This window comes from Amycolatopsis heterodermiae (assembly GCF_034929455.1).
GTDB lineage: Bacteria > Actinomycetota > Actinomycetes > Mycobacteriales > Pseudonocardiaceae > Amycolatopsis > Amycolatopsis heterodermiae.
Genome location: NZ_JAYFSI010000013.1, coordinates 282,841 through 305,382, shown reverse-complemented (window position 1 = coordinate 305,382; position 22,542 = coordinate 282,841). Strand labels below are relative to the sequence as shown.

Annotated in this window: 26 protein-coding genes; 11 read left to right on the top strand and 15 right to left on the bottom strand. The window is 70.6% G+C overall.

Annotated features, from left to right (window positions below; genetic code table 11):
* Positions 1-96: 96 nt before the first annotated feature.
* Positions 97-402 (bottom strand): SAV_915 family protein, encoded by a 306-nt coding sequence (locus VA596_RS40730; protein WP_323334759.1) that lies wholly within the window; start codon positions 400-402, stop codon positions 97-99.
* Positions 403-494: 92 nt separating this feature from the next.
* Here VA596_RS40730 and VA596_RS40725 point away from each other — a divergent pair, with 92 nt between their 5' ends.
* The gene (locus tag VA596_RS40725; RefSeq protein ID WP_323334757.1) at positions 495-1,217 is read left to right on the top strand and encodes a hypothetical protein; all 723 of its coding nucleotides are present in this window, start codon (positions 495-497) and stop codon (positions 1,215-1,217) included.
* Between the two features lie 3 nt (positions 1,218-1,220).
* On the opposite strand, the gene VA596_RS40720 is transcribed toward VA596_RS40725, so the two are convergent.
* Together VA596_RS40720 and VA596_RS40715 are read right to left on the bottom strand one after the other, a co-directional pair.
* Positions 1,221-2,573, bottom strand: a complete 1,353-nt coding sequence (locus tag VA596_RS40720) for a dicarboxylate/amino acid:cation symporter (protein ID WP_323334755.1) — start codon at positions 2,571-2,573, stop codon at positions 1,221-1,223.
* A gap of 99 nt (positions 2,574-2,672) precedes the next feature.
* Positions 2,673-3,302 carry a Maf family protein gene (locus tag VA596_RS40715; protein WP_323334753.1) on the bottom strand — a complete coding sequence of 210 codons (630 nt, stop codon included), beginning with the start codon at positions 3,300-3,302 and terminating at the stop codon, positions 2,673-2,675.
* Positions 3,303-3,410: 108 nt separating this feature from the next.
* On the opposite strand from VA596_RS40715, the gene VA596_RS40710 reads away from it, so the two are divergent.
* A complete protein-coding gene (locus tag VA596_RS40710) occupies positions 3,411-3,548 on the top strand; it encodes a hypothetical protein (RefSeq protein ID WP_323334751.1) in 138 nt (45 codons plus the stop codon).
* Between the two features lie 73 nt (positions 3,549-3,621).
* Here VA596_RS40710 and VA596_RS40705 read toward each other — a convergent pair whose 3' ends face one another.
* The 3 genes from VA596_RS40705 to VA596_RS40695 form a co-directional block, all read right to left on the bottom strand.
* The gene (locus VA596_RS40705; protein ID WP_323334750.1) at positions 3,622-5,238 is read right to left on the bottom strand and encodes a DHA2 family efflux MFS transporter permease subunit; all 1,617 of its coding nucleotides are present in this window, start codon (positions 5,236-5,238) and stop codon (positions 3,622-3,624) included.
* Entirely contained in the window at positions 5,219-5,845 is a 627-nt protein-coding gene (locus tag VA596_RS40700) for a PadR family transcriptional regulator (RefSeq protein ID WP_323334748.1), read from the bottom strand. Before VA596_RS40700 ends, VA596_RS40705 begins: the two co-directional genes overlap by 20 nt.
* A gap of 151 nt (positions 5,846-5,996) precedes the next feature.
* The gene (locus VA596_RS40695) at positions 5,997-7,580 is read right to left on the bottom strand and encodes a TROVE domain-containing protein (protein WP_323334746.1); all 1,584 of its coding nucleotides are present in this window, start codon (positions 7,578-7,580) and stop codon (positions 5,997-5,999) included.
* A 507-nt stretch (positions 7,581-8,087) separates the two neighbouring features.
* Between VA596_RS40695 and VA596_RS40690 the strand changes: the two genes are divergently transcribed.
* The 4 genes from VA596_RS40690 (at position 8,088) to VA596_RS40675 (ending at position 10,949) form a co-directional block, all read left to right on the top strand.
* Positions 8,088-8,981: an LLM class flavin-dependent oxidoreductase gene (locus tag VA596_RS40690; protein ID WP_323334744.1), complete on the top strand. Its 894-nt coding sequence runs from the start codon at positions 8,088-8,090 to the stop codon at positions 8,979-8,981.
* Positions 8,982-8,990: 9 nt separating this feature from the next.
* A complete protein-coding gene (locus tag VA596_RS40685) occupies positions 8,991-9,431 on the top strand; it encodes a MarR family winged helix-turn-helix transcriptional regulator (RefSeq protein ID WP_323334742.1) in 441 nt (146 codons plus the stop codon).
* Between the two features lie 133 nt (positions 9,432-9,564).
* Positions 9,565-9,951 carry a hypothetical protein gene (locus VA596_RS40680; protein WP_323334741.1) on the top strand — a complete coding sequence of 129 codons (387 nt, stop codon included), beginning with the start codon at positions 9,565-9,567 and terminating at the stop codon, positions 9,949-9,951.
* Positions 9,948-10,949 carry a hypothetical protein gene (locus tag VA596_RS40675; RefSeq protein ID WP_323334739.1) on the top strand — a complete coding sequence of 334 codons (1,002 nt, stop codon included), beginning with the start codon at positions 9,948-9,950 and terminating at the stop codon, positions 10,947-10,949. Before VA596_RS40680 ends, VA596_RS40675 begins: the two co-directional genes overlap by 4 nt.
* Here the strand turns inward: VA596_RS40675 and VA596_RS40670 are convergent.
* Together VA596_RS40670 and VA596_RS40665 are read right to left on the bottom strand one after the other, a co-directional pair.
* Entirely contained in the window at positions 10,942-11,160 is a 219-nt protein-coding gene (locus VA596_RS40670) for an acyl-CoA carboxylase subunit epsilon (protein WP_323334738.1), read from the bottom strand. The two genes, VA596_RS40675 and VA596_RS40670, sit on opposite strands and share 8 nt — an antisense overlap.
* Entirely contained in the window at positions 11,157-12,794 is a 1,638-nt protein-coding gene (locus VA596_RS40665; protein ID WP_323334736.1) for an acyl-CoA carboxylase subunit beta, read from the bottom strand. The genes VA596_RS40670 and VA596_RS40665 overlap by 4 nt, the downstream gene beginning before the upstream one ends.
* A gap of 55 nt (positions 12,795-12,849) precedes the next feature.
* Here VA596_RS40665 and VA596_RS40660 point away from each other — a divergent pair, with 55 nt between their 5' ends.
* Complete coding sequence (locus tag VA596_RS40660) at positions 12,850-13,644, top strand: GNAT family N-acetyltransferase (RefSeq protein ID WP_323334734.1); 795 nt, start codon at positions 12,850-12,852, stop codon at positions 13,642-13,644.
* 1 nt (position 13,645) lies between these two features.
* Here the strand turns inward: VA596_RS40660 and VA596_RS40655 are convergent, their stop codons facing one another.
* Genes VA596_RS40655 through VA596_RS40635 form a run of 5 tightly spaced genes read right to left on the bottom strand, consistent with a single transcriptional unit; the run spans position 13,646 to position 17,927 of the window.
* Positions 13,646-14,851, bottom strand: coding sequence for an FAD-dependent monooxygenase (locus VA596_RS40655; RefSeq protein WP_323334732.1), 1,206 nt, complete (start codon positions 14,849-14,851; stop codon positions 13,646-13,648).
* A 30-nt stretch (positions 14,852-14,881) separates the two neighbouring features.
* Complete coding sequence (locus VA596_RS40650; RefSeq protein ID WP_323334730.1) at positions 14,882-15,523, bottom strand: response regulator transcription factor; 642 nt, start codon at positions 15,521-15,523, stop codon at positions 14,882-14,884.
* Positions 15,523-16,623, bottom strand: a complete 1,101-nt coding sequence (locus VA596_RS40645; RefSeq protein WP_323334728.1) for a sensor histidine kinase — start codon at positions 16,621-16,623, stop codon at positions 15,523-15,525. Before VA596_RS40645 ends, VA596_RS40650 begins: the two co-directional genes overlap by 1 nt.
* Before the next feature lie 34 nt (positions 16,624-16,657).
* Positions 16,658-17,455, bottom strand: coding sequence for an SRPBCC family protein (locus VA596_RS40640; RefSeq protein ID WP_323334726.1), 798 nt, complete (start codon positions 17,453-17,455; stop codon positions 16,658-16,660).
* Positions 17,456-17,510: 55 nt separating this feature from the next.
* Positions 17,511-17,927, bottom strand: coding sequence for a MarR family winged helix-turn-helix transcriptional regulator (locus tag VA596_RS40635; protein ID WP_323334724.1), 417 nt, complete (start codon positions 17,925-17,927; stop codon positions 17,511-17,513).
* A gap of 80 nt (positions 17,928-18,007) precedes the next feature.
* Here VA596_RS40635 and VA596_RS40630 point away from each other — a divergent pair, with 80 nt between their 5' ends.
* Complete coding sequence (locus tag VA596_RS40630; protein ID WP_323334722.1) at positions 18,008-18,571, top strand: flavodoxin family protein; 564 nt, start codon at positions 18,008-18,010, stop codon at positions 18,569-18,571.
* Here the strand turns inward: VA596_RS40630 and VA596_RS40625 are convergent.
* On the bottom strand, positions 18,568-19,140 hold the full coding sequence (locus VA596_RS40625) for a TetR/AcrR family transcriptional regulator (RefSeq protein ID WP_323334720.1): 573 nt from the start codon (positions 19,138-19,140) through the stop codon (positions 18,568-18,570). The two genes, VA596_RS40630 and VA596_RS40625, sit on opposite strands and share 4 nt — an antisense overlap.
* Positions 19,141-19,226: 86 nt before the next feature.
* Here VA596_RS40625 and VA596_RS40620 point away from each other — a divergent pair, with 86 nt between their 5' ends.
* Positions 19,227-20,417: an FAD-dependent monooxygenase gene (locus VA596_RS40620; protein WP_323334719.1), complete on the top strand. Its 1,191-nt coding sequence runs from the start codon at positions 19,227-19,229 to the stop codon at positions 20,415-20,417.
* Here VA596_RS40620 and VA596_RS40615 read toward each other — a convergent pair.
* Positions 20,389-20,748, bottom strand: a complete 360-nt coding sequence (locus VA596_RS40615; protein WP_323334717.1) for a winged helix-turn-helix transcriptional regulator — start codon at positions 20,746-20,748, stop codon at positions 20,389-20,391. The two genes, VA596_RS40620 and VA596_RS40615, sit on opposite strands and share 29 nt — an antisense overlap.
* A gap of 82 nt (positions 20,749-20,830) precedes the next feature.
* Here VA596_RS40615 and VA596_RS40610 point away from each other — a divergent pair, with 82 nt between their 5' ends.
* Both VA596_RS40610 and VA596_RS40605 read left to right on the top strand, forming a co-directional pair.
* On the top strand, positions 20,831-21,679 hold the full coding sequence (locus tag VA596_RS40610) for an NAD(P)-dependent oxidoreductase (RefSeq protein ID WP_323334715.1): 849 nt from the start codon (positions 20,831-20,833) through the stop codon (positions 21,677-21,679).
* Entirely contained in the window at positions 21,676-22,425 is a 750-nt protein-coding gene (locus VA596_RS40605) for an SDR family oxidoreductase (RefSeq protein ID WP_323334713.1), read from the top strand. The genes VA596_RS40610 and VA596_RS40605 overlap by 4 nt, the downstream gene beginning before the upstream one ends.
* The last annotated feature ends 117 nt before the right edge of the window (positions 22,426-22,542 follow it).

The following is a 22,542-nucleotide window of genomic DNA, read 5'->3' as shown; positions in this document are numbered from 1 at the left end:
CTGCGTCCCGACAGCTGCATTGCTGACCGCTCACGCGGTACGGGGGAGTCTACGGATATGACGTCGGGAGTCCCTTGAGTGAGAGCTGAACCACGCTCAGACGAGCGTCCCTCCGTGCCGCAGCTCGGCCGGCAGCGGCGAGTCGAGCACGATCACGTCGTACGGGTTCGCGGCGTGCACCTTCGGCAGGTGCTCGGTGCTGACCAGCACCCACGGCTGGTGCTCGCCGCAGCAGTCGATCAACCGGTCGAGCGCGGTGAAGGCGACCAGCGCGGTCCGGCCGTCCGGCGTGCGGCGCAGCTCGATCGACGCGCCTTGCGCTTCGCGGCTGGCGGGGCCGGTCGGGAGGTACAGAGCGGGGGGCAGGCTGGGGTTCGTCACCCGGACAACATAAACGAGCACTCTGCGCTACCCGCGACCCCGTCCGGTTGAACCGGACACACCTGCCGGGGCGCTGCCCACGCACGTTCGCGAAGCGGCTTACGCTCTGTCTTATGCGGACTTCGGCAGTGCGGACGCCTCGGTCGGCGCTGCTCACCGCCGTGCTGGCCGCGGTGGTCACGCTCGGCGCGATCGGCGCGGTGTTCCTGCTGCGCCCGCGCCCCGACGTGCCGGTGGACACGGTCACCGAGCCCGGCGCCGCGTCGGCGGTCCCGGCCGTGACCTGCGGCGGCGGTCCGTGCCGCCAGCTCGCGGCGATGACCGTCGGCGGGACGCCGGTGGTGCTGCTGACCGACGCGTCGGGCGGCGCGGGGCAGGTGCGCGTCGGCCCGGAGCCGGGCACGGTGTTCGACCTGTCGATCGTGCAGCTGGGCGCCCGCCTCGACGCGAACTCGCTGACCTGCATCGACGGCACGTCGCCGACGTGCCTGATCCGCGGTGACCTCGGCGACGAGGGCACCGGCGCGTACGGCGAACTGCTGGTCAACGGCGGGGGAGTCTGGCGTGACCCGGGCAAGCCGTACTTCGCGGACGCCGGGACGCTCTCGCTCTACGACGTCACGGCCGACGGCCGCCCGGACGTCATCGTGGTCCGCCACGACTGCCCAGGCGCGGCGTCGGGCACGGCCAAGTGCCAGGCGTCGCCGGTGCTGGGCGAGGCCTACGACCTGGCCGGCAACTCGCTGGGCTGCACCCGCCGGGTGACGGCGCCGTCGGACCTGCGCGGCTGGCCGGACGTCCGCCTGACCCGCGCCGACCTGCGCGCCTGCCCCTGACGATCAGGCGTTGGCGGGTTCGGGGTGACGGGCCTCGGAGCCGTCGTCGCTGTGTTCCGGGTTGTCCGTCGGGGCGTTGAGGACGTCGTCGTCGAGGAGGCCTTCGCTGCGCGCCACGATCAGCGGGACCGTGATCTGGCCGGCGACGTTCGTGGCCGTGCGCATCATGTCCATGATCGGGTTGACCGAGTAGATCAGCGCCAGGCCGAGGGCCACCTGCTTGGCGTCGAGGCCGATGAACGATGTCGTCAGCGTGAACGCCGTCAGCCAGCCGGTGGTGCCGGCCGTCGCCAGCGCGCCGACCACCGCGACCACGACGATGCCCGCGTACTGCCAGAAGTTGAGCGAAACCCCGGCCAGGTTCGCGACGAAGATCGCCGCGATCGCCGGGAAGACCGCCGCGCAGCCGTCCATCTTCGTGGCGCTGCCCAGCGGCGTCGCGAAGGCCGCGTACGCCGGCTGGACGCCGAGGTTCACCGCGGACTGGCGGGTCAGCGGCAGCGTCGCGGCCGAAGACTGCGAAGCGAACGCGAACTGGATCGCCGTGCCCGCCTTCGCGAAGAACTTCAGCGGGCTGACCTTCGCCACGAACTGCAGCAGGATCGGGTAGACGACGAACAGCACGAGCAGGCAGCCGACGTACACCGCGAGCGTCGTCGAGAGCAGCGGGCGGAACAGCGCGTCGCCGTAGTTGGACACCGCCGCGCCGATCAGGCCGATGATGCCGAGCGGGGCGAGCCGGACGATCCAGCCGAGGTAGCGCTGGATGATCTCGAAGACGCTCGTCGTGAAGTCCACGAACGGCTTCGCGCGGTCACCCAGGCTGTAGGCGGCGGCGCCGATGACCAGCGCCAGGAACAGCACCTGCAGCGTCTCGCCGTCGGCGAAGGCGGTGAAGAAGTTCTCCGGCAGCAGGCCCTTGACGAACGCGTCCCACGAGCCCCAGCTGCTGACGCTCTTCGCCGCCTTGTCGGCGTTCTTGGCCGTCGCCTCGACGCCGCCGAGCCCGCCGGAGCCGGGGTCGAAGAGCCGGCCGACCGCGATGCCGATCAGCGACGCGACGAACGACGTGATCGCGAACCACAGCACCGTCTTGCCGCCCAGGCGCGCGGCCGTGCGGCCGCCGCCGAGCCCGCGCAGGCTGTTGATGCCGACCACGATCGCCGTGAAGACCAGCGGGATCACCGCGATCTGCAGCAGCGTGGTGAAGATGCTCCCGATCTGGTCGAGGAGATCGGTCAGCCAGCCGGCCTCGGTCTGCCGTGCGACGACGCCGAGGGCGGCGCCGACGACGAGCGAGCCGAGAACCGCGGCCGCGAACACCCGCGGTTTGGTGTATGTCCGTACGAAAGACACGGGGCGACTCCGGTGCTCGAAAGTTTCGGTCTTGCCAGGTGAAGACGACGTCTGGCCGGACCGAACTCTTCCAAATCACCCCATCGTGTGGCGTTCTTCTCAGGATGCGGGAGGCCGCCAGAGATCCACGACACTCACGCCGACCTCGGCCAGCAGGCGGCGCGTCAGCGGCAGGCTGAGGCCGATGACGCTGGTGTGGTCGCCGTCGAGCCCCTCGATGAACCAGCCGCCCAGGCCGTCGATCGTGAACCCGCCGGCCACCCGCAGCGGCTCGCCGGTGCCGACGTAGGCGTCGATCTCCGCGGGGCTCGGCGTGCCGAACCGGACGGTCGTCGACATCGAGCCGGACGTCTCCTTGGCGCGTGCGCCGCCGTCGAGCCGGACGACCGTGTGCCCGGTGAAGAGTTCACCGGTTGTCCCCGCCATCGCGGCCCAGCGCTGCCGCGCGGTGTCCGGATCGCCCGGTTTCCCGACCATGTCGCCGTGGATGTGCAGCATCGAGTCGCAGGCGACGACGACGGCGTCCGGGTGGGCCGCGGCGACCTGGTCGAGGACCGCTTCGGCCTTGGCCGCGGCGAGCGCCATGACCAGCTCGGCGGGGGACGGATCGGCCAGCGAAGCGGCGACGGCGTCCTCGTCGACGCCGGAGACGAACACGCTCGGTTCGAGGCCGGCGGCGCGCAGGAGGGCGAGCCGGGCGGGGGACTGGGAGGCGAGGACGAAGTGCACCCCGGGAACGTACCGGGAGGCTCGTCGTGACCGAATTGTGACCGGCACCACATGCCGGGAAGAGTTATTTTGTTGTGGCTCGCAACATATGGCGCGGAGGTGGCTCTCATGACCGTGCGCGTGACGGACTCGACCGCGACGTCGTGGTCGACGTGGTGGGCGAAACGCCGGACACCGAAGGCCCGGGCCGCGTCCCGCCCGTCGCCCGGTACCGCGCCGGTGGCCCCGCCTCCCGCGACGAGCTGAAGACCACCGCTCCCGCGGTACGTGCAGGCCCCCGCTCCGGAACCCGACCTCCGGAACGGGGGCCTGCACGGTCTCAGGCCGCGGCGGCCTCGGGAGCTGCCGGCGCCGGGGATTCCCAGCGCGGCTTGACCTTCCGCAGCATCGCCGCCGAGATCACGCCCAGCAGCAGGACGACCATCGGCAGCAGCATCGTCACACGCGCTGCGTCCGTGAGTCCACTGTGGACGGCCTCGGTGGCCAGCCGCCCGGCCTGGGCGGCGACGTCGGCCGGCAGGCCCGGCATCGGCGACGGCCCGCCCGCGGAACCGAATTCACCCGTGCTCGCCGCGGCCTTCGCGATGCCCTCGGCGAACGGCGCCCGGTACTGCTCCGGCAGCTGCGCAGCCGCCTTCGTGGCTTCGTCCGTGATCGACGCCGTCACCCGCGCCTGCAGGAGGACGCCGATCGCGGCGCTGCCGAGCACGCCGCCGACCTGGCGGGAGGTGTTGAAGATGCCCGACGCCGTGCCGGCCAGCCGCGGCTCGACCGAGCCCATCGTCATGTTGCTCATCGGCGAGAAGACGCAGCCGATGCCCAGGCCGCACAGGAGAAGCGCCGGGATGAAGCTCCACGGGCTGCTGTCCGGTGACGCCTGCAGCGCGATGACCCCCAGCCCGGCCGCGAGCGCGGCGAGGCCGAACATCACCAGGTACTTGCCGTTGACCTTGTCCGACGCGCGCCCGATGAACGGCGCCACGATCCCGGACAGCAGCGACATCGGCGCGGTCAGCAGGCCGGCCATGGTCGGGGTCAGCTCGAGCACCGACTGGATGTAGATGACCAGCGGCAGGAACATGCCGGTCATCGCGAACCCGACCGTCGTCGCGGTCAGCGTCCCGGCCGAGAAGTTCCGGTTCGAGAACACCTGCAGCGGCAAGAGGGGCTCACGCTTGTTGAACCGTTGCCACACCACGAAAGCCACCAGCAGCAGCACGCCGGCGCCGATGATCTCGAACACGGTGATGCCGCCCCAGACCGTGCCCCAGTCGTACTGCTGGCCGTTCTGGACGCCGAACACGATGGCCAGCAGGGCCAGGCTCGACAGCACGATCCCGATCACGTCGAACGCGTGCGAGTGCTTCGGCTGCCAGTCCGGCACGAGCAGCAGCGTCAGGACGATGGCGATCACGCCGATCGGCACGTTGACGAAGAAGATCCACTCCCAGCCGAGGTGGTCCACCAGCACGCCGCCGAGCAGCGGGCCCGCGATCGTCGCCAGGCCGGCGACACCGCCCCACATGCCCATCGCCGGGCCGCGCTTGGCCGGCGGGAACAGGTGCGTGATGAACGCCAGCGTCTGCGGGGTCATCAGCGCGGCGCCGAGGCCCTGCACGGCACGCGCGGCGATGAGCATCTCGACGTTGCCGGAGAGGCCGCACCACAGGGACGCGCCGGTGAACACGACCAGCCCGGCGAGGAACACGCGCTTCGGGCCGAAGCGGTCGCCGAGGCGGCTGGTGAACAGCATCGGCACGGCGTAGGTGAGCAGGTAGACGCTGATCACCCAGACGACCGAGTTCAGTCCGGCGTTCAGCTCGCGCAGCATGGTCGGGATCGCGATCGACACGATGGTCGTGTCGAGCAGGATCATGAAGAAGCCGAGGCACAGCGCGCTGAGCGCCGCCCACGGGTTAGCTTGTCTTGCGTTCATCGTCGTCTTCCCTGGTGATGAGCGTGAGGTGCGGTGGGTCGCACTCCTGGAACGGGATCCGCCCGGAGCGCAGGTCTTCGTGGAGCCGCTCGGTCCACTCGAGCTCGAACTTGCGGTGGTCGCAGCTGTAGCGCCAGTCCAGCCAGTAGATCTCCGGCGTCTTGTCCTCGGCGAGGCGCTGCAGCACCGCATGGTCGGCGGCGACGGCGGCGCGCAGCCGCATGAGCCGGTTCTCGATCTCGACGAGTGACGTCTCGCGCCCCAGCTCGTCGATCACGGCCAGCCCGGACAGGTAGGCCGGGAACTCCTGGGCGACGTCGCCGAGCAGTTCGCGGCCGCGCTGGTTGAACACGTCCAGCCCGGTCTGCGTCATGCCGTAGACGGTCCGTTCGGGCCGCCTGCCGTCGCGCTGCGTGTCGACGACCTCGATGTAGTTGTCGCGCTGCAGGCGTTCCACGGTGTGGTAGAGCGAGCCCGCCTTCACGTTGACGCGGGTGCTCACGTACCGCTCGCGCATGAGCTGGGCCATCTCGTAGGGGTGCATGGCCTTCTCGTGGAGCAGCTCCAGCACGGCGAGGCCGAGTGGGGTCAGCTTGGCCGAAGCCATGATCGTTGGTCCCTCCGAGTGACTCCGGGTCGGTTATTCCACGTGGACTATACGGCGCAGACCAATCGCCGGTCCACGGCGAATTCTGTGACCGTGCGTACACAGCGCGAAGACCCCCATGATCCCGTCATGGGGGTCTCCACGGCTTCTCTCAGAACGGCCAGTCGGCGTTCCGGCCCGCTTCCAGCAGCGGGATCATCCGGAAACCCTGGTCGGTCAGACCGCCGAACGTGTGCCGGTGCGCGGTCCCGGACGGCGCGTGGCCGAGCCGGTACCCCGCCAGGTTCCACGTGTACAGCGGCACCCGCGCGGGCAGCGCCCGCCCGACGTCACCGTAGGAGGCCTGCTCGTCGGTGAGGATGACGACGCGGTCGTGCCCCGCGAAGTACTTCTTCACCGCGGCCTCGGTGTCGGTGCCGCTGCCGATGAAGTACCCACCGGACTTCCAGCTCTCGACGTCGGACAGCAGCGAACCGCCCTGGCGCAGCTTGAACACCTTCGTGCCCGGCCGCAGCCCGTAGCGGCTCGAGAACGACACGACGTCGGCGTCCGCGCACCGCCGCGCGAGCGCCAGCCCGAACACCGCGGCGGCGTCCCAGCGCATCAGGCTGCCGTCGCGGCTGAAGCCCGCGTTCATCGACGCCGACGTGTCGACGAGGACCAGCGTGCGGCCCCGCAGCTCCGGCACGTTCGCCAGCGCGTGCGAAATCGCCTGCTCCAGCGCCCACGCCCAGCGCAGCGACGGCGCCGCCCGGTAGGCCGAGAGGAACCGCATCGGCAGCTGCCGCGACTTCGCGACCTGCGCCGGCGCGGCCAGCCGCTGCGCGACCCGCAGCGCGACGTCGTCCGAGACGCCGGCCTCGTCGAAGTTGCGCAGGTTCCGCAGCAGGGCCATGTAGCCCATCGACGGGATCAGCGCCTCCCAGACCCGCGCGTCGAGCGGACCCTGCAGCCAGCCGGCGACCGACTCCCAGGTCATGCCCGCGCCGCGCAGCACGTCCGCCGCGTCCGGCCGGTCGAACAGCGTCCGGCGGCGATCGGCGTCCCACGACAGCAGTACGGCCCGCGCGCGCAGCACGGCGAGGCTCTCGGGGACGGCGTTGCCGCGGTCGTGCCGCTCGTCGAGGACGTGCCGGAACAGCGCGCCCTGGACGTCGTCGCGCTTGCCCGGGTGGGTCAGCTCGAGGACGTCGGCGAAGCGGAACGCCCGCGTGGCGGAGTCCCACTTGACGAAGGCGCGCTCGTCGAACAGCCGCGTGGCGGCGTCGGCGATGCCGCGCTTGACCGGCTTCGGCACGTTCTTGCCGTGCACGGAAGTCCAGTACGCGAGCAGCTCGCCGGGCTCGTCGGCCCGCTGCAGCACGCTGTCGACGACCTGGCGGCCCAGCCCGTCGAGGCCCGCGTCGCGGCGCGCCTTGGCGAACTCGGCCGCGCCGACGAGCGCCGCGGTGCGCAGGTTCGCCTCGGTGCGCAGCCAGCGCAGGAACCGAGCCGTCCACTGTGGATCCTCGAGCGTCGCCCGCTGCACCAGGTCGGTGTAGCGGGTGTCGCGCGTGTCCGCGGACTCGTAGAAGGTGTGCTCGCCGACCATGTTGGTGACGGCGAGCAGGAAGAGCTCGGAGCGCGTGTCACGCGCGTACCCGGCGCCGCCCTGGTGGGTGACGCCGGACGGCGTGGCCCCACCACGGACCGGCGAGGTCGCGGCGGGCGCGCGTGCGGTGTTGAACTTGGTCATTTCTCCCCCTTGGTGATGGGAGCCACAACCACAGCGATGCCCGAGATCGAAGTCGGTGAAGGTACGTTGCTGCTCTGCCATTGAGCTACCGGACCGTGAAAGGTCCGGGAGGGATTCGAACCCCCAACCTGCCCACTAGAAGGAAGTAACCCTCGCCTGCGCACCGGGCATCGGTGAAGTGGTGGCTCCCGAGATCTGTTGTGGCTCGCGGGTTTTCGGGTTGAGCGAAGTAACCGCGGGCCTCGCACCGGGAGTGCGTCTGAAGTTGGGTGCCCGAGGTCTCGGCTGGAGAAGGTGTCGACCGGCGGCTGTGACACCGCCGGTTCGGGATTCGAACCCAAGGGATACCAGAAGTAACCTTCTCCCTCGCACCGGGCGACACCCAAGTTACCGGCCCGCCGCGGCGGGCGCGACCGGTTTTACGGCGGGCGCCAGCCGTGGTCTGTAGTTCGTGGTAAGAACTAGGTATAGTCAGTTCGTAGAACGAACTAACAACTGGGAGGAATCATGGTGCTCTTCGGCATCGGCGGTTCGACGGCGGTATCCGATGCGGCGCACACGCTCCGCCAGGCCGTCGCCGCCGATCGGGGTGGGCTCGACCTGTTCAGCGTGTCCGACCACCCCTACTACGCCGACCGCCTCGACGCCTACGCCGAGATCGGGGTTGTTCTCGGGCGGACCGAACGAATCTCCGGGCTGGTCAGCGTCACCAACCTGCCGACGCGGCCCGCGCCGATGCTCGCGCGCACCGTCACTTCGCTGTCCTCGCTGAGCGGGGGCCGGATCGTGCTCGGGATGGGCGTCGGCGGGCTGTGGGACGACATCGCGCGGCTCGGCTTCACCCAGCTCACGCCCGGCGCGGCCGTGCGCGCGTTCGAAGAGGGGATCCGGCTCGTCAAACGGCTCGGCGGTGGCGGGGAGCCGGTGACCTTCGACGGCGAGTTCTACCAGGTCACCGCGCTGCACCCGGCCGAGGAGCCGATCCCGCCGGTGTGGACCGGCTCGGTCGGGCCCAAGTCGCTCGCCGTCACCGGACGCATCGCCGACGGCTGGATGCCCGGCCGCGCCGCGGACTGGCTCAGCGAGCGCTACCGGACGTCGAGGCCGGTGATCGACGAGGCGGCGGCCGAAGCCGGGCGTGATCCGCGGGACGTCGTTGACGTCTACAACTTCCCCGGCCGCATCACGGCCGAGCCGCTGCCGCGGACCCGCGACGACGACGGACGCTGGATCGGCGGCTCGCCGGAGCAGTGGATCGAGGAGCTGACCGGCGCGGTGCTGGACCACGACGCGCACGGGTTCGTGCTCTTCGGCCCCGGCGGCCGCCCGCCCGCCGACGGCGAAGTCGCGCGCTGGGCCGAAGAGATCGCGCCCGCCGTGCGCGAGGCCGTCGCGAAGTAGGGTGGCCTTATGGAGGCTCTCGGTGTGGTGGCCGGTCTGGTGCGGTCGTCGTTCCTCGTGAACGCCGTCTACACCGAGTCGGCCCGCGAGTACGGGCTCACCGTGCAGCAGGGGCAGCTGCTGTGCGTGCTGATGGCGCAGCCGTACGGCATGGGCGAGCTCGGCGCGACGCTCGGCCTCGAGAAGTCCAGCCTCACCGGCCTGGTCGACCGCGCGGTCCGGCGCGGGCTCGTGCGTCGCGAGCCCGTCCCGGACGACCGCCGCGCGGTGCAGGTGGTCCTGACCGGCGAAGGACGCGAACTGGCGGAGGACTTCTACGGAGCGACGTGCCGCCGGATCGAAGGACTCGCGAGCGGCCTGCCGCCGGCGGACCGCGACCGGCTGGCAACGTTGCTGGGGCGCGTGGTCGAGGACAACGAGGTCCCGACGGTCTTCCTCGACGCGCTCTGATCCCGACTTTCGTCGGGCGGTGGCGGGGGTACGTTGCCGGAAGTTCACCGGCTGGTCCCGTCTGCCGCCGGGAGGACCACTTCTTCGCTCGTCACAGTGATGTCGCCCCAGGTCCCCGTCACCGAGGAGCACCATGAAGCGCCTCATTCCGCTCGCTGTCGCCACGCTCGCCGCCGGTCTGCTCACCGCCGTGCCCGCGCAGGCCGCCGTCACCCACCGGATCCTCTTCGACAACACCAAAGCCGAGACCGCCGGGAACGCCGACTGGATCGTCGGCACCTCGCAGCCCGATCCGACCGGGCAGAACTCCGCGCCACAGAAGGAAACCGACTGGACCGGCGCGCTTTCGGCGTGGGGTGTCGCGCTGCAGAAGACCGGGCAGTACAGCCTCAAGACGCTGCCCTCCGGCAACACCATCACCTACGGCACGTCGAACGCGCTGGACCTCAAGAACTTCGACGAATTCGTGCTGCCGGAGCCGAACGTCGTGCTGAGTGCCGCCGAAAGACGGCGATCATGAAGTTCGTGCAGAACGGCGGTGGCCTGTTCCTGATCTCGGACCACACCGGCAGCGACCGCAACAACGACGGCTGGGACTCGCCGAAGATCATCAACGACCTGCTGACGAACAACGGCGTCGACAACACCGACCCGTTCGGCTTTTCGGTCGACCTGAAGAACGTCGCCAGCGACCACCCGGTGGCCATCACCGACTCCTCGAACCCCGTGCTCAACGGCTCGTTCGGCGCGGTCAAGAAGAGCCTGATCGCCAACGGCACCACGTTCACCCTCAAGCCCGCCGACAACCCCAGCGTCAAGGGCCTGGCGTACCTGAGCACGTCGTCACCGGGCAACACCAACGCCTTCTTCGTGACGAGCACCTTCGGCTCGGGCCGCGTCGCGATCTGGGGTGACAGCTCGACCATCGACGACGGCACCGGCCAGTCCGGCAACACGCTCTACAACGGCTGGTCCGACTCCACCGCCGACAACGCGGCCCTCGGCCTCAACGCGACGGCCTGGCTCGCGGGCAGCGGGACGACCACCCCGCCGCCGACCGGCTGCACCGCCGGGCAGCTGCTGGCCAACCCGGGCTTCGAATCGGGCAACACCGGCTGGACGGCGTCGTCGAGCGTGATCGGCCAGCACAGCACCGACGCGCCCGCCCGCAGCGGATCCTGGAGCGCCTGGCTCGACGGCTACGGCACCGCTCACACCGACACCCTCAGCCAGACCGTCACGCTGCCGGCCGGCTGCTCGTCGTACACGTTTTCGTTCTGGCTCAACATCAGTACCGCGGAAACGGGCACAACGGCCTACGACAAGCTGACCGTCAAGGCGGGCAGCACGACGCTGGCGACGTACAGCAACCTCAACGCGGCCGGCGGGTACCAGCAGCGCAGCTTCTCGCTGTCCGCCTTCGCGGGTCAGTCCGTGACGCTCGCCTTCAGCGGCGTCGAAGGCTCTCAGCTGCAGACGTCGTTCGTCGTCGACGACACGGCGTTGAACGTCAGCTAGGCAGACCCGACGCGCGCCAAGCACCGTCGCCGGGGTGGAGCGGCCTGCGCAGGGAAGCTGCGTGGTCGCCCCACCACGACGTACGTGGCTTCGGCTTCTCCGCGGCCGGAGCGGCCGACGCCGCGGCGACGACCGCCGTCAGCGCCGCCACCTCGGCGTCGCTCGGGTTTCCGCGAACCACCCGCAGCAGGGGCTTGCTTTCCTCGCTCACAGCGGGATGTTCCCGTGCTTCTTGGGCGGCAGCGACTCGCGTTTGTTGCGCAGCAGCGACAACGCCCGCGCGACGTGCCCGCGGGTGTGCGCCGGCACGATCACCGAGTCGACGTAACCACGCTCGGCCGCCGCATACGGGTTGAGCAGCGTGTCCTCGTACTGCTCGATCAGCTCCGCTCGCAACTGATCCACATCGCGACCCTCGTTCGCCGCGTTGGCCAGCGTCTTGCGGTGCACGATGTTCGCCGCGCCCTGGGCGCCCATCACCGCGACCTGCGCGGTCGGCCAGGCGAGGTTGATGTCGGCGCCGAGGTGCTTGGAGCCCATGACGTCGTACGCGCCGCCGAACGCCTTGCGCGTGATGATCGTGACCAGCGGGACCGTGGCCTCCGCGTAGGCGTAGATCAGCTTCGCGCCGCGGCGGATGATGCCGTTCCACTCCTGCTCGGTGCCCGGGAGGAACCCTGGGACGTCGACGAAGGTGAGCACCGGGATGTTGAACGCGTCGCAGGTGCGGACGAACCGCGCGGCCTTCTCCGACGCGTCGATGTCGAGGCAGCCGGCGAACTGCGTCGGCTGGTTCGCCACGACGCCGACGCTCTGGCCGTCGACGCGGCCGAAGCCGACGATGATGTTCGGCGCGAACAGCTCGTGGACCTCGAGGAACTCGCCGTCGTCGACGACGCGGTTGATCACCTCGTGCATGTCGTACGGCGTGTTCGGCGAGTCCGGGATGATCGTGTCGAGTTCGCGGTCGGCGTCGGTGACGTCGTCGAAGAACCCGGCCGGAGCGTCCGACGGCTCGAACACCGGGGCGTCGGAGAGGTTGTTCTGCGGCAGGTAGGAGAGCAGTTCCTTGACGTAGGCGATGGCGTCTTCGTCGTCGTTGCCGAGGTAGTGCGCGACACCGGACTTCGTGTTGTGGGTGCGGCCGCCGCCGAGCTCCTCGAAGGTGACGTCCTCGCCGGTGACCGTCTTGACGACGTCCGGGCCGGTGATGAACATCTGCGACGTCTCGTCGACCATCACGACGAAGTCGGTCAGCGCGGGGGAGTAGACGTGCCCGCCCGCGTTCGCGCCCATGATCAGCGAGATCTGCGGGATCACGCCGGAGGCCTGCACGTTGCGGCGGAAGATCTCGCCGTAGAGGCCGAGCGAGACGACACCCTCCTGGATGCGCGCGCCACCGCCCTCGTTGATGCCGACGATCGGGCGGCCGGTCTTGATCGCCAGGTCCATCACCTTGACGATCTTCTCGCCGTACACCTCGCCGAGGCTGCCGCCGAAGATCGTCACGTCCTGGCTGAACACGCACACCGGACGGCCGTCGACGGTCCCGTAGCCGGTGACGACGCCGTCGCCGTACGGCCGGTTCTTCTCCTGGCCGAAGTTGGTCGAGCGGTGCCGGGCCAGCTCGTCGAGCTCCACGAACGAGTTCTCGTCCAGCAGCAGCTCGATGCGCTCGCGCGCGGTTTTCTTGCCCTTCGCGTGCTGCTTCTCCACCGCGCGGGCCGAGCCCGCGTGCACCGCCTCGTCGTACCGGCGGTACAGGTCGGCCAGCTTGCCGGCCGTGGTGTGGATGTCCGGTTCATCCTCGGGCGGCGTCCCGAGCGGCTCCGTCGCACTGCTCATGCCACGGGAGCTTAGCTACTTGCCGGTCACTTCGCGTGTGGCGTAGGCAACGTCCATGACCTTCCCGCCGATCCGGCTCCTGGGCCCCGCCGACCTGCCCGCCTGCTCCGACCTGGGCGAATCCCGCTCCTGGCCGAGCGAGCCGCCCAAGTGGCGGCTGCTGCACGAGATCGGGCACGTGTTCGGAGTGGACGCTCCGGACGGCGACGGCCTGGCCGCGACCGCCGTCCTGGTGTCGTTCGATCGGGTGGCGTCGATCTCGATGGTGCTGGTCGCGCCCCGGTTCGAGCGGCGCGGCCTGGGCCGGGCGATCACCCGGCACGCCGTCAACGCGGCGGGTGACCAGGTCGTGTACCTGCACGCGTCGAAGTTCGGCAGGCCGCTGTACGAGTCGATGGGCTTCGAGGTCGACGGCGGGTGCCAGGGCCACGCCGGCACCTTCGCCGACGACGGCGGCCCGGGTGCCTCGCCGGGCTCGTTGTCCGACGTCTTCGCGCTGGACCTGCGCGCGCAGGGCGTGGACCGGCGGCGGCTCCTGGAACGGCTGGGGACGCCGTTCGTGGTCGACGGCGGGTTCGCGTTCGGCGTCGACATCGGCCACGTGACGGTGATCGGCCCGGTCGTCGCGACGACCGGGGACCAGGCCAAGGCGCTGATCCGCGGGGTCGCGCGGACGGCGTCCGGCGAGGTGCGGGTGGACCCGGACTTCCGCTTCCCCGCGTTGACGGCGTGGGTGCGCGAGCGCGGCCTGGTCCCGGCCGCGCCCGCGCCCCGGCTGGTCCTGGGCGGCCGCGCGCTCCCTGGCGACGCTGCGATGCGGTTCGCGCCGTTCACCCGGGCGGTGGGCTGAGCTACGCAGCGGCCGCCGGGATCGGGTACTCCGGCAGCGTGATCGCCTCGGCCGGCGGCGTCATGTACTTGCCCGCCAGGCCCGAGACGCGGCCGAGCAGCGGCGACGCGGCCACGCGCACCGCGGTCCGGAAGGCGGCGAGCTGCAGCCGGCTGCGGGGGTGGGCGATCCGCGGTGCCCCCGGCGGGAGCTGCTGCGCCTTCGTGACCAGTGGGCGCAGCACCTGCTCGTAGCGGGCGAAGGCGTCACGCGGATCGTCGTGGCCGGCCAGTTCGCCGGCCAGGACGTAGGCGCCGGCCAGCGCCAGGGTGGTGCCCATACCGCTGACCGGTGACGCGCAGTGCGCGGCGTCGCCGAGCAGCGCGATCCGGCCGCGGCTCCACGTGCCGAGCTTCGCCTGCCCGATGTCCTCGAAGTACAGGGAGCCGTTGTCCAGCTCGGCGAGCACCCGCGGGGCCACCCAGCCGACGTCGGCGAACGTCGCCCGCAGCACCGCGGCGACGTCGTCGTGGCCGAGCCGGTCCAGGCCGCGGACGTCGGAGATGAAGCTCAGCGACGCCTGCGTGGTGCCGAGGTTGTCCGGGCGCAGCGAGAGCATCCGCCCGCGCCCGCAGGGCAGGACACGCCACCGGTCGGTGTCGTCGCCGGTGCGCGGGATCGCGAGGAAAGCGTTGTAGAGGCCCAGTTCGTGGATCCGCGCGTCGGGCATGATCAGCGCGCGGCTGCGCGAGCGCAGGCCTTCGGCGAGGACGACCGCGTCGAACCGGCGGCGCGAACCCCGCTGGAACTCGACGTCCACGCCCGAGCCGTCGTCGTGCAGGGCGGTGATCTGGTCGCCGAAGACGTACTCGGCACCGTCTTTCGAGTGCTCGTAAAGGATCTTGGCGAACTGGCCGCGCAGGATCTCCAGCTCGGCCGTGCCACCGGAGGTGTCGTCGGTCCCGCCCGCGAAGGTGGCGACAGCGCGTCCGTGCTCGTCGACGAACTCCGTGCCGGTCTCCCCGGTGTGCGCGGCGCGGACGGCGTCCTCCAGGCCCATCCGGCGGATGACCTGGCGCCCGACCCCGCGGACGTCGATGTTCTGGCCCTGTTCACGCACGTGGTCGAACCGCTCGACGACGGTCACCTCCCAGCCCGCCCGGGACAGCCACGAAGCCAGGGTGGGACCGGCGATACTGGCGCCGGAAATCAGGATGCTGCGACTCAAGGTGTACCTCCCTCGAACCCACCGTAGCCGTCAACCGGCGCGGACGAGACCTGACTCGTAGGCCGCGATCACCAGCTGGGCCCGGTCCCGCGCCGCGAGTTTGTGCAGCAGACGGCCGATGTGGGTCTTCACCGTCGCGATGCCCAGGTGCAGCCGCTCGGCGATCTCGTCGTTCGACAGCCCGCGCGCGATCAGCGTCAGGACCTCCTGCTCGCGGGCGGTCACGCCGTCCAGCCGCGTCACCGGGCCCGGCGGCAGGCGCGCGAACTCCGACACCAGCCGCCGGGTCACCGACGGCGCCAGCAGCGCGTCGCCGTGCGCGATCACCTCGATCGCCGCCAGCAGGTCCGCCGGGCGGGTGTCCTTGAGCAGGAACCCGCTCGCGCCCGCGCGCAGGGCCGCGTAGACGTACTCGTCGAGGTCGAACGTCGTCAGCATCAGCACGCGCACGCCGGTTTCGGCGCAGATGCGGCGGGTCGCCTCGATGCCGTCCATCTCGGGCATCCGGACGTCCATCAGCACGACGTCCGGCTGCTCGCGCCGCGTCAGGGCGACCGCCTCGACGCCGTCGGACGCCTCGCCGACGACCGTGAGCCCGGGCGCGCTGTCCACCAGGACGCGGAAACTGCCGCGCAGCAACGCCTGGTCGTCGGCGATGAGGACGCGCGTCATCACGCCACCGCCGTTTCGTAGGGCAGGCGGGCGAAGACGCGGAAGCCGTCCGGCGCCGGTCCCGCGCTGAACTCGCCGCCGTAGACGGCCACGCGCTCGCGCATGCCGATCAGGCCATGGCCCGGTTCCGCGGTGCCGCCGCGGCCGTCGTCCAGCACCTCGATGCGGACCTCGCCGCCCTCGCCGGTGACGTGGATCCGGCACGTCGCCGCGCCCGCGTGCTTGACCACGTTGGTCAGTGCCTCCTGCACGATCCGGTACACCGACTGCCCGACGCCGTTCGGCAGCTCGTCGAGGCCCTCGACGACCAGGTCGACGGCCGGGCCCGCCTGCTGCGCGCGCTCGGCGAGCGCACGCAGGTCGGCGAGCGTCGGGGCGGGCGTCAAAGCCGGGACGCCGGTGCCGTCCCGCAGTACGCCCAGCATCCGCCGCAGCTCGGCGAGGCTCTCGCGGCTGGTCTCTTCGATGACCCGCAAGGCTTCCCGGGCTTCGTCGGGCTGGTCGAGGGCGACGTGGTTGCCGACGGCCGCCTTCACCGCGATCAGGCTCATGCTGTGCGCGACGACGTCGTGCATCTCGCGGGCGATCCGCAGCCGTTCCGCCGAAACCGCTTGCTGCGCATGGCTTTCCCGCTCGCTCGCGGCGTGTTCGCGCCGGGCGCGCACGGTGAGGCCGAGCGCGTACCCGACGATCAGCGCGGTCGCGCTGAAGTTCACCGTCGTGGACGCGTTCGGGTTCGGCACCGCGAAGGCCAGCACCCCCAGCTCGACCAGGCCCGCCGCGAACCCGAGCCGCACGATCCGGCTGTCCTGCCGGATCACGACGACGTAGAGCGCGCACCCCGCGCCCACCACGGCGACGCCGAACACCGGCCCGCCGATCGGGACGGCGGCCGCGGCGAGCACCAGGCTGAGCACGTAGCTGCCCAGCGGCCACCACCGCCGGAGCACGATCGGCAGCACACTGGCCAGGAGGATCGTCCAGCCGAGCCAGCCGGGCAGCCACGACGGCAGCGCCCACGCGCCGGCGGCCAGGTTCCCGCCCGCTCCGAAACCCAGCACGACGGCCGCCAGCACGTCGAGCACCACGCGGATTCGCATGCCCCGAACGTAATGCGGCCGACCGCACCGCGCGTCAGACCTGGGTCGGACGCTGCGCGTAGTGCTTGCGCACGGCTTCGACGCGGTCGGCCGTCCAGTCCGGCAGGTCGACGCCGTGGGTGGCCGCGAACAACTTGTCGAGTTGCTCGTGCCGGCGGGTCAGCTGCGCGGCGACGTCGTCTTCGGGGGCCTCGGTAAACTCGACGCGCGTGCCTTCGAGCGGGTCTTGGAGCACGTGCCAGCCGGGCTCGTCGGGCAGCAGCGCGCGGACCTCGTCGACGGGCTTCCAGACGAGGTCGCGGCGGAAGCGGACGGTGCCGTCTTCGAGGACCTCACCGTCGTCGAGGCCGAATTCCTCGACGTAGGACGCCATCCCGGCGTGCCAGTTCTCCGGCGGCTCGTGCGTCTCGCCGGAGAGGCGGGCGTCGAGGGTGTCGAGGCAGACGTCCCAGCCGGTCGCGGTGCGGCCCGCGGCGAGCTTCGCGATCGCCGGGTCGCCGCGGCCGAAGGTGTGCGTGAACTCCAGCAGGCTGCCGTCGCCGTCCGGGGAGATCAGCCAGCGCAGCGTGTCGTCGTTCCAGACGAAGGTGAACTCGCGCGGCGGGTCGACGGTGAGCACCCGGCCGGTGGTGGAGTCGTCCGCGCCGGGGAAGGTGAAGCGGATCTCGCCCCCGTCGCGCAGGTCGACCTCGACCGCGGCCGGGAACCAGTGCGCGAGCTCGGCCGGGTCGGTGATGGCGTGCCAGACCTTCTCCGGCGCGTGCTTCAGGCGGCGTTCGTGCCTGAGCACGGGGCGTTCGTCGGCGGTCTGCAGCTTCGCGCGTCCGGACACGGCGTCCTCCTGGTGGTTGCCTGTGCCGGTATATAACCACCGTGGAATATGAGGGTCAAGGGCCACGGACGACGGCGACGGCGGGGGCCAGCTCCGGGTCGCTCGCGGCCTTGTCGAGCGCGGTGCTCAGGACGTCGCGGTAGGTGGGCTCGGTCTCGGTGTAGCGCTCGCGGCCGGCGTCGGTGATCACCGAGTAGACGCCGCGGCGGTCGTCTTCGCACAGGTCGCGGACGGTCAACCCGGCGTCTTCGAGGCGCGCGCACATCCGGCTGACCGAGCTCTGGTTGAGCCCGATCGCCTCGGCGAGCTCCTGCATCCGCAGCTCGCCCTTCGGGTGCGCGGCCAGCTTGCCGAGCGCGCGGTACTCCGACAGGCCGAGCCCGTGGCGGCGGTGCAGCGCCTTGCCCAGCTCCTGCTCGATGCGGGCGTGCAGCACGAGCACGCGGCCCCAGGCCTGTTCGTCGACGGTCATCTCGCGACCTCCTCTTGACTTCAGGATACCTGCAGGAGCAGTCTTTATATGTACATGCAAGTAACTGGAGGGGATTGACCATGAGCGACCGCAGCTTCCTGTTCCTGGTCGGCGCCGCGCGGGCCGGGGGTAACACGGAGATGCTGGCCCGGCGGGCCGCGAAGGAGCTGCCGCAGGACGTGGACCAGCGCTGGATCCGGCTGCCCGAGGTGCCGCTGGCGCCGTTCGAAGACCGCCGTCACGGCGCCGGCGAGCACCCCGCGCCGGGGGAGAACGAGCAGCTGCTGATGGACGCGACCTTCGCCGCGACGGACATCGTGATCGCGTCGCCGGTGTACTGGTACTCGGTCGCGGCGAGCGTGAAGCTGTACCTGGACTACTGGTCCGGCTGGATGCGCCTGCCGGTGGAGTTCAAGCCGCGGATGGCGGGCAAGACGCTGTGGGGCGTGAGCGTTCTGAGCGAGACGGCGCGCGAAGCCCAGCCGCTGATCGGCACGTTGGAGCTGTGCGCGGAGTACCTGAGCATGAACTGGGGTGGCGTCCTGCTGGGCAACGGCAGCCGCCCGGGTGACGTCCTGCTCGACGCCCCGGCCATGGCGGCCGCGTCGACGTTCTTCACCGGCGCGGACCTGGTGCGCGCCTAAGCCAGGACGTCCTTCGCGAGCAGGCGCAGGCCGTGGATCAGGTCGGTGCCCGACGGCGCGTGGTCCGGGTCGGCGAGCCACTGCAGCACCACGCCCGAAAGCAGGGCCTGGTGCACGGTGCCGACGGCCCGGGCCTCGGCGCTGCCGTCGTCGAGGCCCTGGAAGAGGTTCGCCAGCCCGAAACGGGCCAGCTCCAGCGCCTTCGCCAGCTGCTCGCGGACGGCCGGGTCGAGGTCCGGCTGGGTGTAGGCCTCGAACGTCATCGCCCACATCCGCTGGTGCTCGGGGATCGACTCGATCACCCGCTGCCAGATCAGCGCGAAGCGCTCGGCCGGCGTCGCGTCCGGCGGCGTCTCGACCTGCAGCGTCTTCGCCAGGGTCTCGCCCCACTCCTCGTTCGCCTCGATCAGCGCGGTGTTGAGCAGCGCCTCCCGCGAGCCGAAGTGGTAGCCGATCGCGGCCATGCTGACGTTCGCCGCCGAGGCCAGGTCCCGCACGCTCGTGCGGGCGTAGCCCTTTTCGTTGAGACAGCGCTTCGCGCCCGCCAGCAGTGCTTCCTTGTTGCCCATGTCCCGAGATTAGCACGAACGTCTTAGGCGATCGATTGAGGCGAACGTCTTGCGCGATCGCCCAAATCGGGGTTACCGTTCTCGGCATGCAGAACAGACGAGTCCTCATCTCCGGCGCCAGCGTCGCCGGCCCCGCCCTGGCCTTCTGGCTTCGCCGCCACGGCTTCACGCCGACCGTGATCGAGCGCGCGCCTTCACTGCGGGAGGGCGGCTACGCGGTCGACTTCCGCGGCGCGTCCCTGCGCGTCCTCGACCGGATGGGCCTGCTCGGCCAGGTCGAGGCCGCGGCGACCAACATGGGTGAGGTGTCCTATGTGGACGCCGACGACCGGACGCTGGTGGTCACGCCGCCGACGTTCCAGAGCGGCGAGCTCGAGATCCTGCGCGGCGACCTCTCGCGCATCCTGTACGACGCCACGAAGGACGACGTCGAGTACGTCTTCGGCGACTCGATCACCGGCGTCACCGAGCACGGCGCGGGCGTCACGGTCACCTTCGAACGCGGCGAGCCGCGCGAGTTCGACCTGGTCGTGGGGGCCGACGGGCTGCACTCGAACGTGCGCTCCCTGGTCTTCGGCGACGAGTCCTGGTACCGCCGCGACCTCGGTTACTACGTCTCGATCTTCACCGTGCCGAACCACCTCGGCCTCGACCACGTCGGCCGGTTCTACAACGAGCCGAACCGCACGATCGGCGTCTACAGCGCCCGCGACAACGCGGAAGCGAAAGCCTTGTTCTGGTTCGGTTCCGAGCCGCTCGCGTACGACCACCGCGACGTCGAACAGCAGCGCGGGATCGTCGAGGAGGCCTTCGCGGACACGGGCTGGGAGACGCCGGCGCTGCTCCGGCGGATGCACGAGGCGCCGGACTTCTACTTCGACTCGGCCAGCCAGATCAAGATGGACACGTACTCGAACGGCCGTGTCGCGCTGGTCGGCGACGCCGCGTACTGCGCCGCGCCGCTCTCCGGCATGGGGACGAGCCTGGCGATCGTCGGCGCGTACGTGCTGGCGGGCGAGCTCGCGGCGGCCGGCGGCGACCACACGACGGCGTTCACCACCTACCACGACGAGATGCGCGAGTTCGTCGCCGTGTGCCAGAAACTGGGGGAGGGCAACGGGAAGTGGTTCGTGCCGCAGACCCGCGCGTGGATCCGCATGCGCAACCTCAACCTGCGGCTGCTGCCACACCTGCCGTGGCGCAAGGTGATCGAGCAGCTGCCGCTCAAGGCCGGCAACGCGATCACGCTCAAGGAGTATGCGAAGGTGCCGGCGTGACGCCCCGGCGTTGCGCGATGCCGGCCATGTTCGCCTCGCCCCAGTCGCCCAGCGGCAGCAGCGCGGTGTTCAGCCGCTGACCCAGGTCGGTCAGCGAGTACTCGACCTTCGGCGGGACCTCGTGGAACACCTCGCGGTGCACGACTTCGTCCGCCTCCAGCTCCCGCAGCGCCTGGATCAGCATCTTCTCGCTGATCCCCGTCACCTTGCGCCGCAGTTCGCCGAACCGCAGTGGCTCGGCGTGCAGCGCCCACAGGATCAGCGCCTTCCAGCGGCCGCCGACGACGTCGATCGCGGCGTCCAGCCCGCATCGGTAGGTTCGGGTCAGCATGCAGGATCCTTACGTTTTGGTGGGTACCTGACGATTTAGTAGGTACTTGTCCAGTGTAAAGCGGTTCAGCAGCATGACGCCCATGGGAAACAACAAGAAGGTGGGCGTACTCGGCCTGGGGCGGATGGGTGCCGCCCTCGCCGGGGCGCTCCTGGGGGCGGGCCACGACGTCGTGGTGTGGAACCGGTCGCCGCTCAAGGCCGGCCCGCTGCTCGACCGCGGCGCGCGTCTCGCGGCTATGCCCGCGGAGGCGGCTGAAGCAGATGTCGTGCTCAGCTGTCTGTCCACATACGACACTCAACAACCGGTACTGGACGAGCTGACGCCGTCCGTGCTGGTGAACCTCACGTCCGGCACGCCGGAGCAGGCCCGCGGCGTCGCGAAGTGGGCGTCCTCAAGGGGAATCGACTACGTGGACGGCGTGATCATGGCCGTCCCGCAGGGCATCGGCACACCAGGGGCCCGGATCCTCTACGGCGGCTCGCCCACGGCGTTCGCCGCGCAGCGCGACGTGCTGGAAGTGCTGGGAGAGCCGGTGTTCCTCGGCGAGGACGCCGGGCTCGCGGCGCTGTACGACCTGGCGTTGCTCGGCATCATGTGGTCGACGATGAGCGGTTACCTGCACGCGCTGGCCCTGGTCGGCACCGAGGGCGTGGCGCCGGAACGGTTCACGCCGATGGCGTTGTCGTGGCTTTCGGCGGTCGGCGGGTTCCTGCCGGGCATCGGCGCGCAGGTGGCGAGCGGCGAGTACACGACGGACGTCTCGGCCCTCGACATCAACGCGGCGGGCCTGAAATTGCTGGTCGAGACGAGCCGCGAGCGGGGGATCAGCACGGCGGTCCCGGCGCCGCTGGCGGAGTTGTTCGGCCGAGCGGCAGCGGCGGGCCACGGCGCGCACGCGATCGCCAGCGTCATCGAGGAGATCCGGTGAAGTACGTGGGAAAGAAAGTCGTCGTCACGGGCGGCACGCACGGCATGGGCCTGGCAGTGGTCCGCGCTCTACTCGAAGGTGGCGCGGAAGTCCTGCTGACCGGCCGCGACGTCACGCCGCTGCAAGGAAAACTGCCCGGCAAAGCACACCTGCTGTCGTCAGACGCGGCCAGCCTGTCCGACATAGATGCACTGGGCGCAGCCGCCGCTGAGACGCTCGGCGAGCTGGACCTGGTGTTCGTCAACGTCGGTTTCGCAACGCTCACACCGTATGAGGTGGCGACACCGGAGGTCTACGACCGCACGTTCGACGTCAACACGAAGGGCGCGTACTTCACGGCCCAGCGCTTGGCGGGTTTGGTGCGCCCCGGAGGTTCGTTCGTGTTCACGACATCGGTCGCGGCCGAAGCGGGAATCGCGGGCATGGGCCCGTATTCCGCGGCGAAGGCGGCGGTCCGCTCGTTCGCCCGGACGTACGCGGCCGAACTGGCCCCGCGCGGAATCCGGGTGAACGTGGTCAGCCCGGGCTACACGGACACCCCGACAATGGGCGTGACGGGCGTGCCTTCCTCGGTTCTGGCGGCCTTCAAGGCAACCGGCGACGAGGTGACCCCGCTGAAGCGCCACGCAGCCCCGGAGGAGGTAGCGACGGCGGTCCTGTTCCTGGCCTTCGACGCGACCTTCACCACGGGCGCCGACCTCCCGGTGGACGGTGGTCTTGGGCAGCGCCTGACGTTGCCCGCGTAGCCGCTCCGCCAGACTTCGCGGGGCTTCGCCGGGCTTCGCCGGGTGCGCCGAGCCCGCTTGGCTGCAGCTCGCTCGAATCCGTGAAGGCCACCTTGAGGGACATAGAGTCCCTCAAGG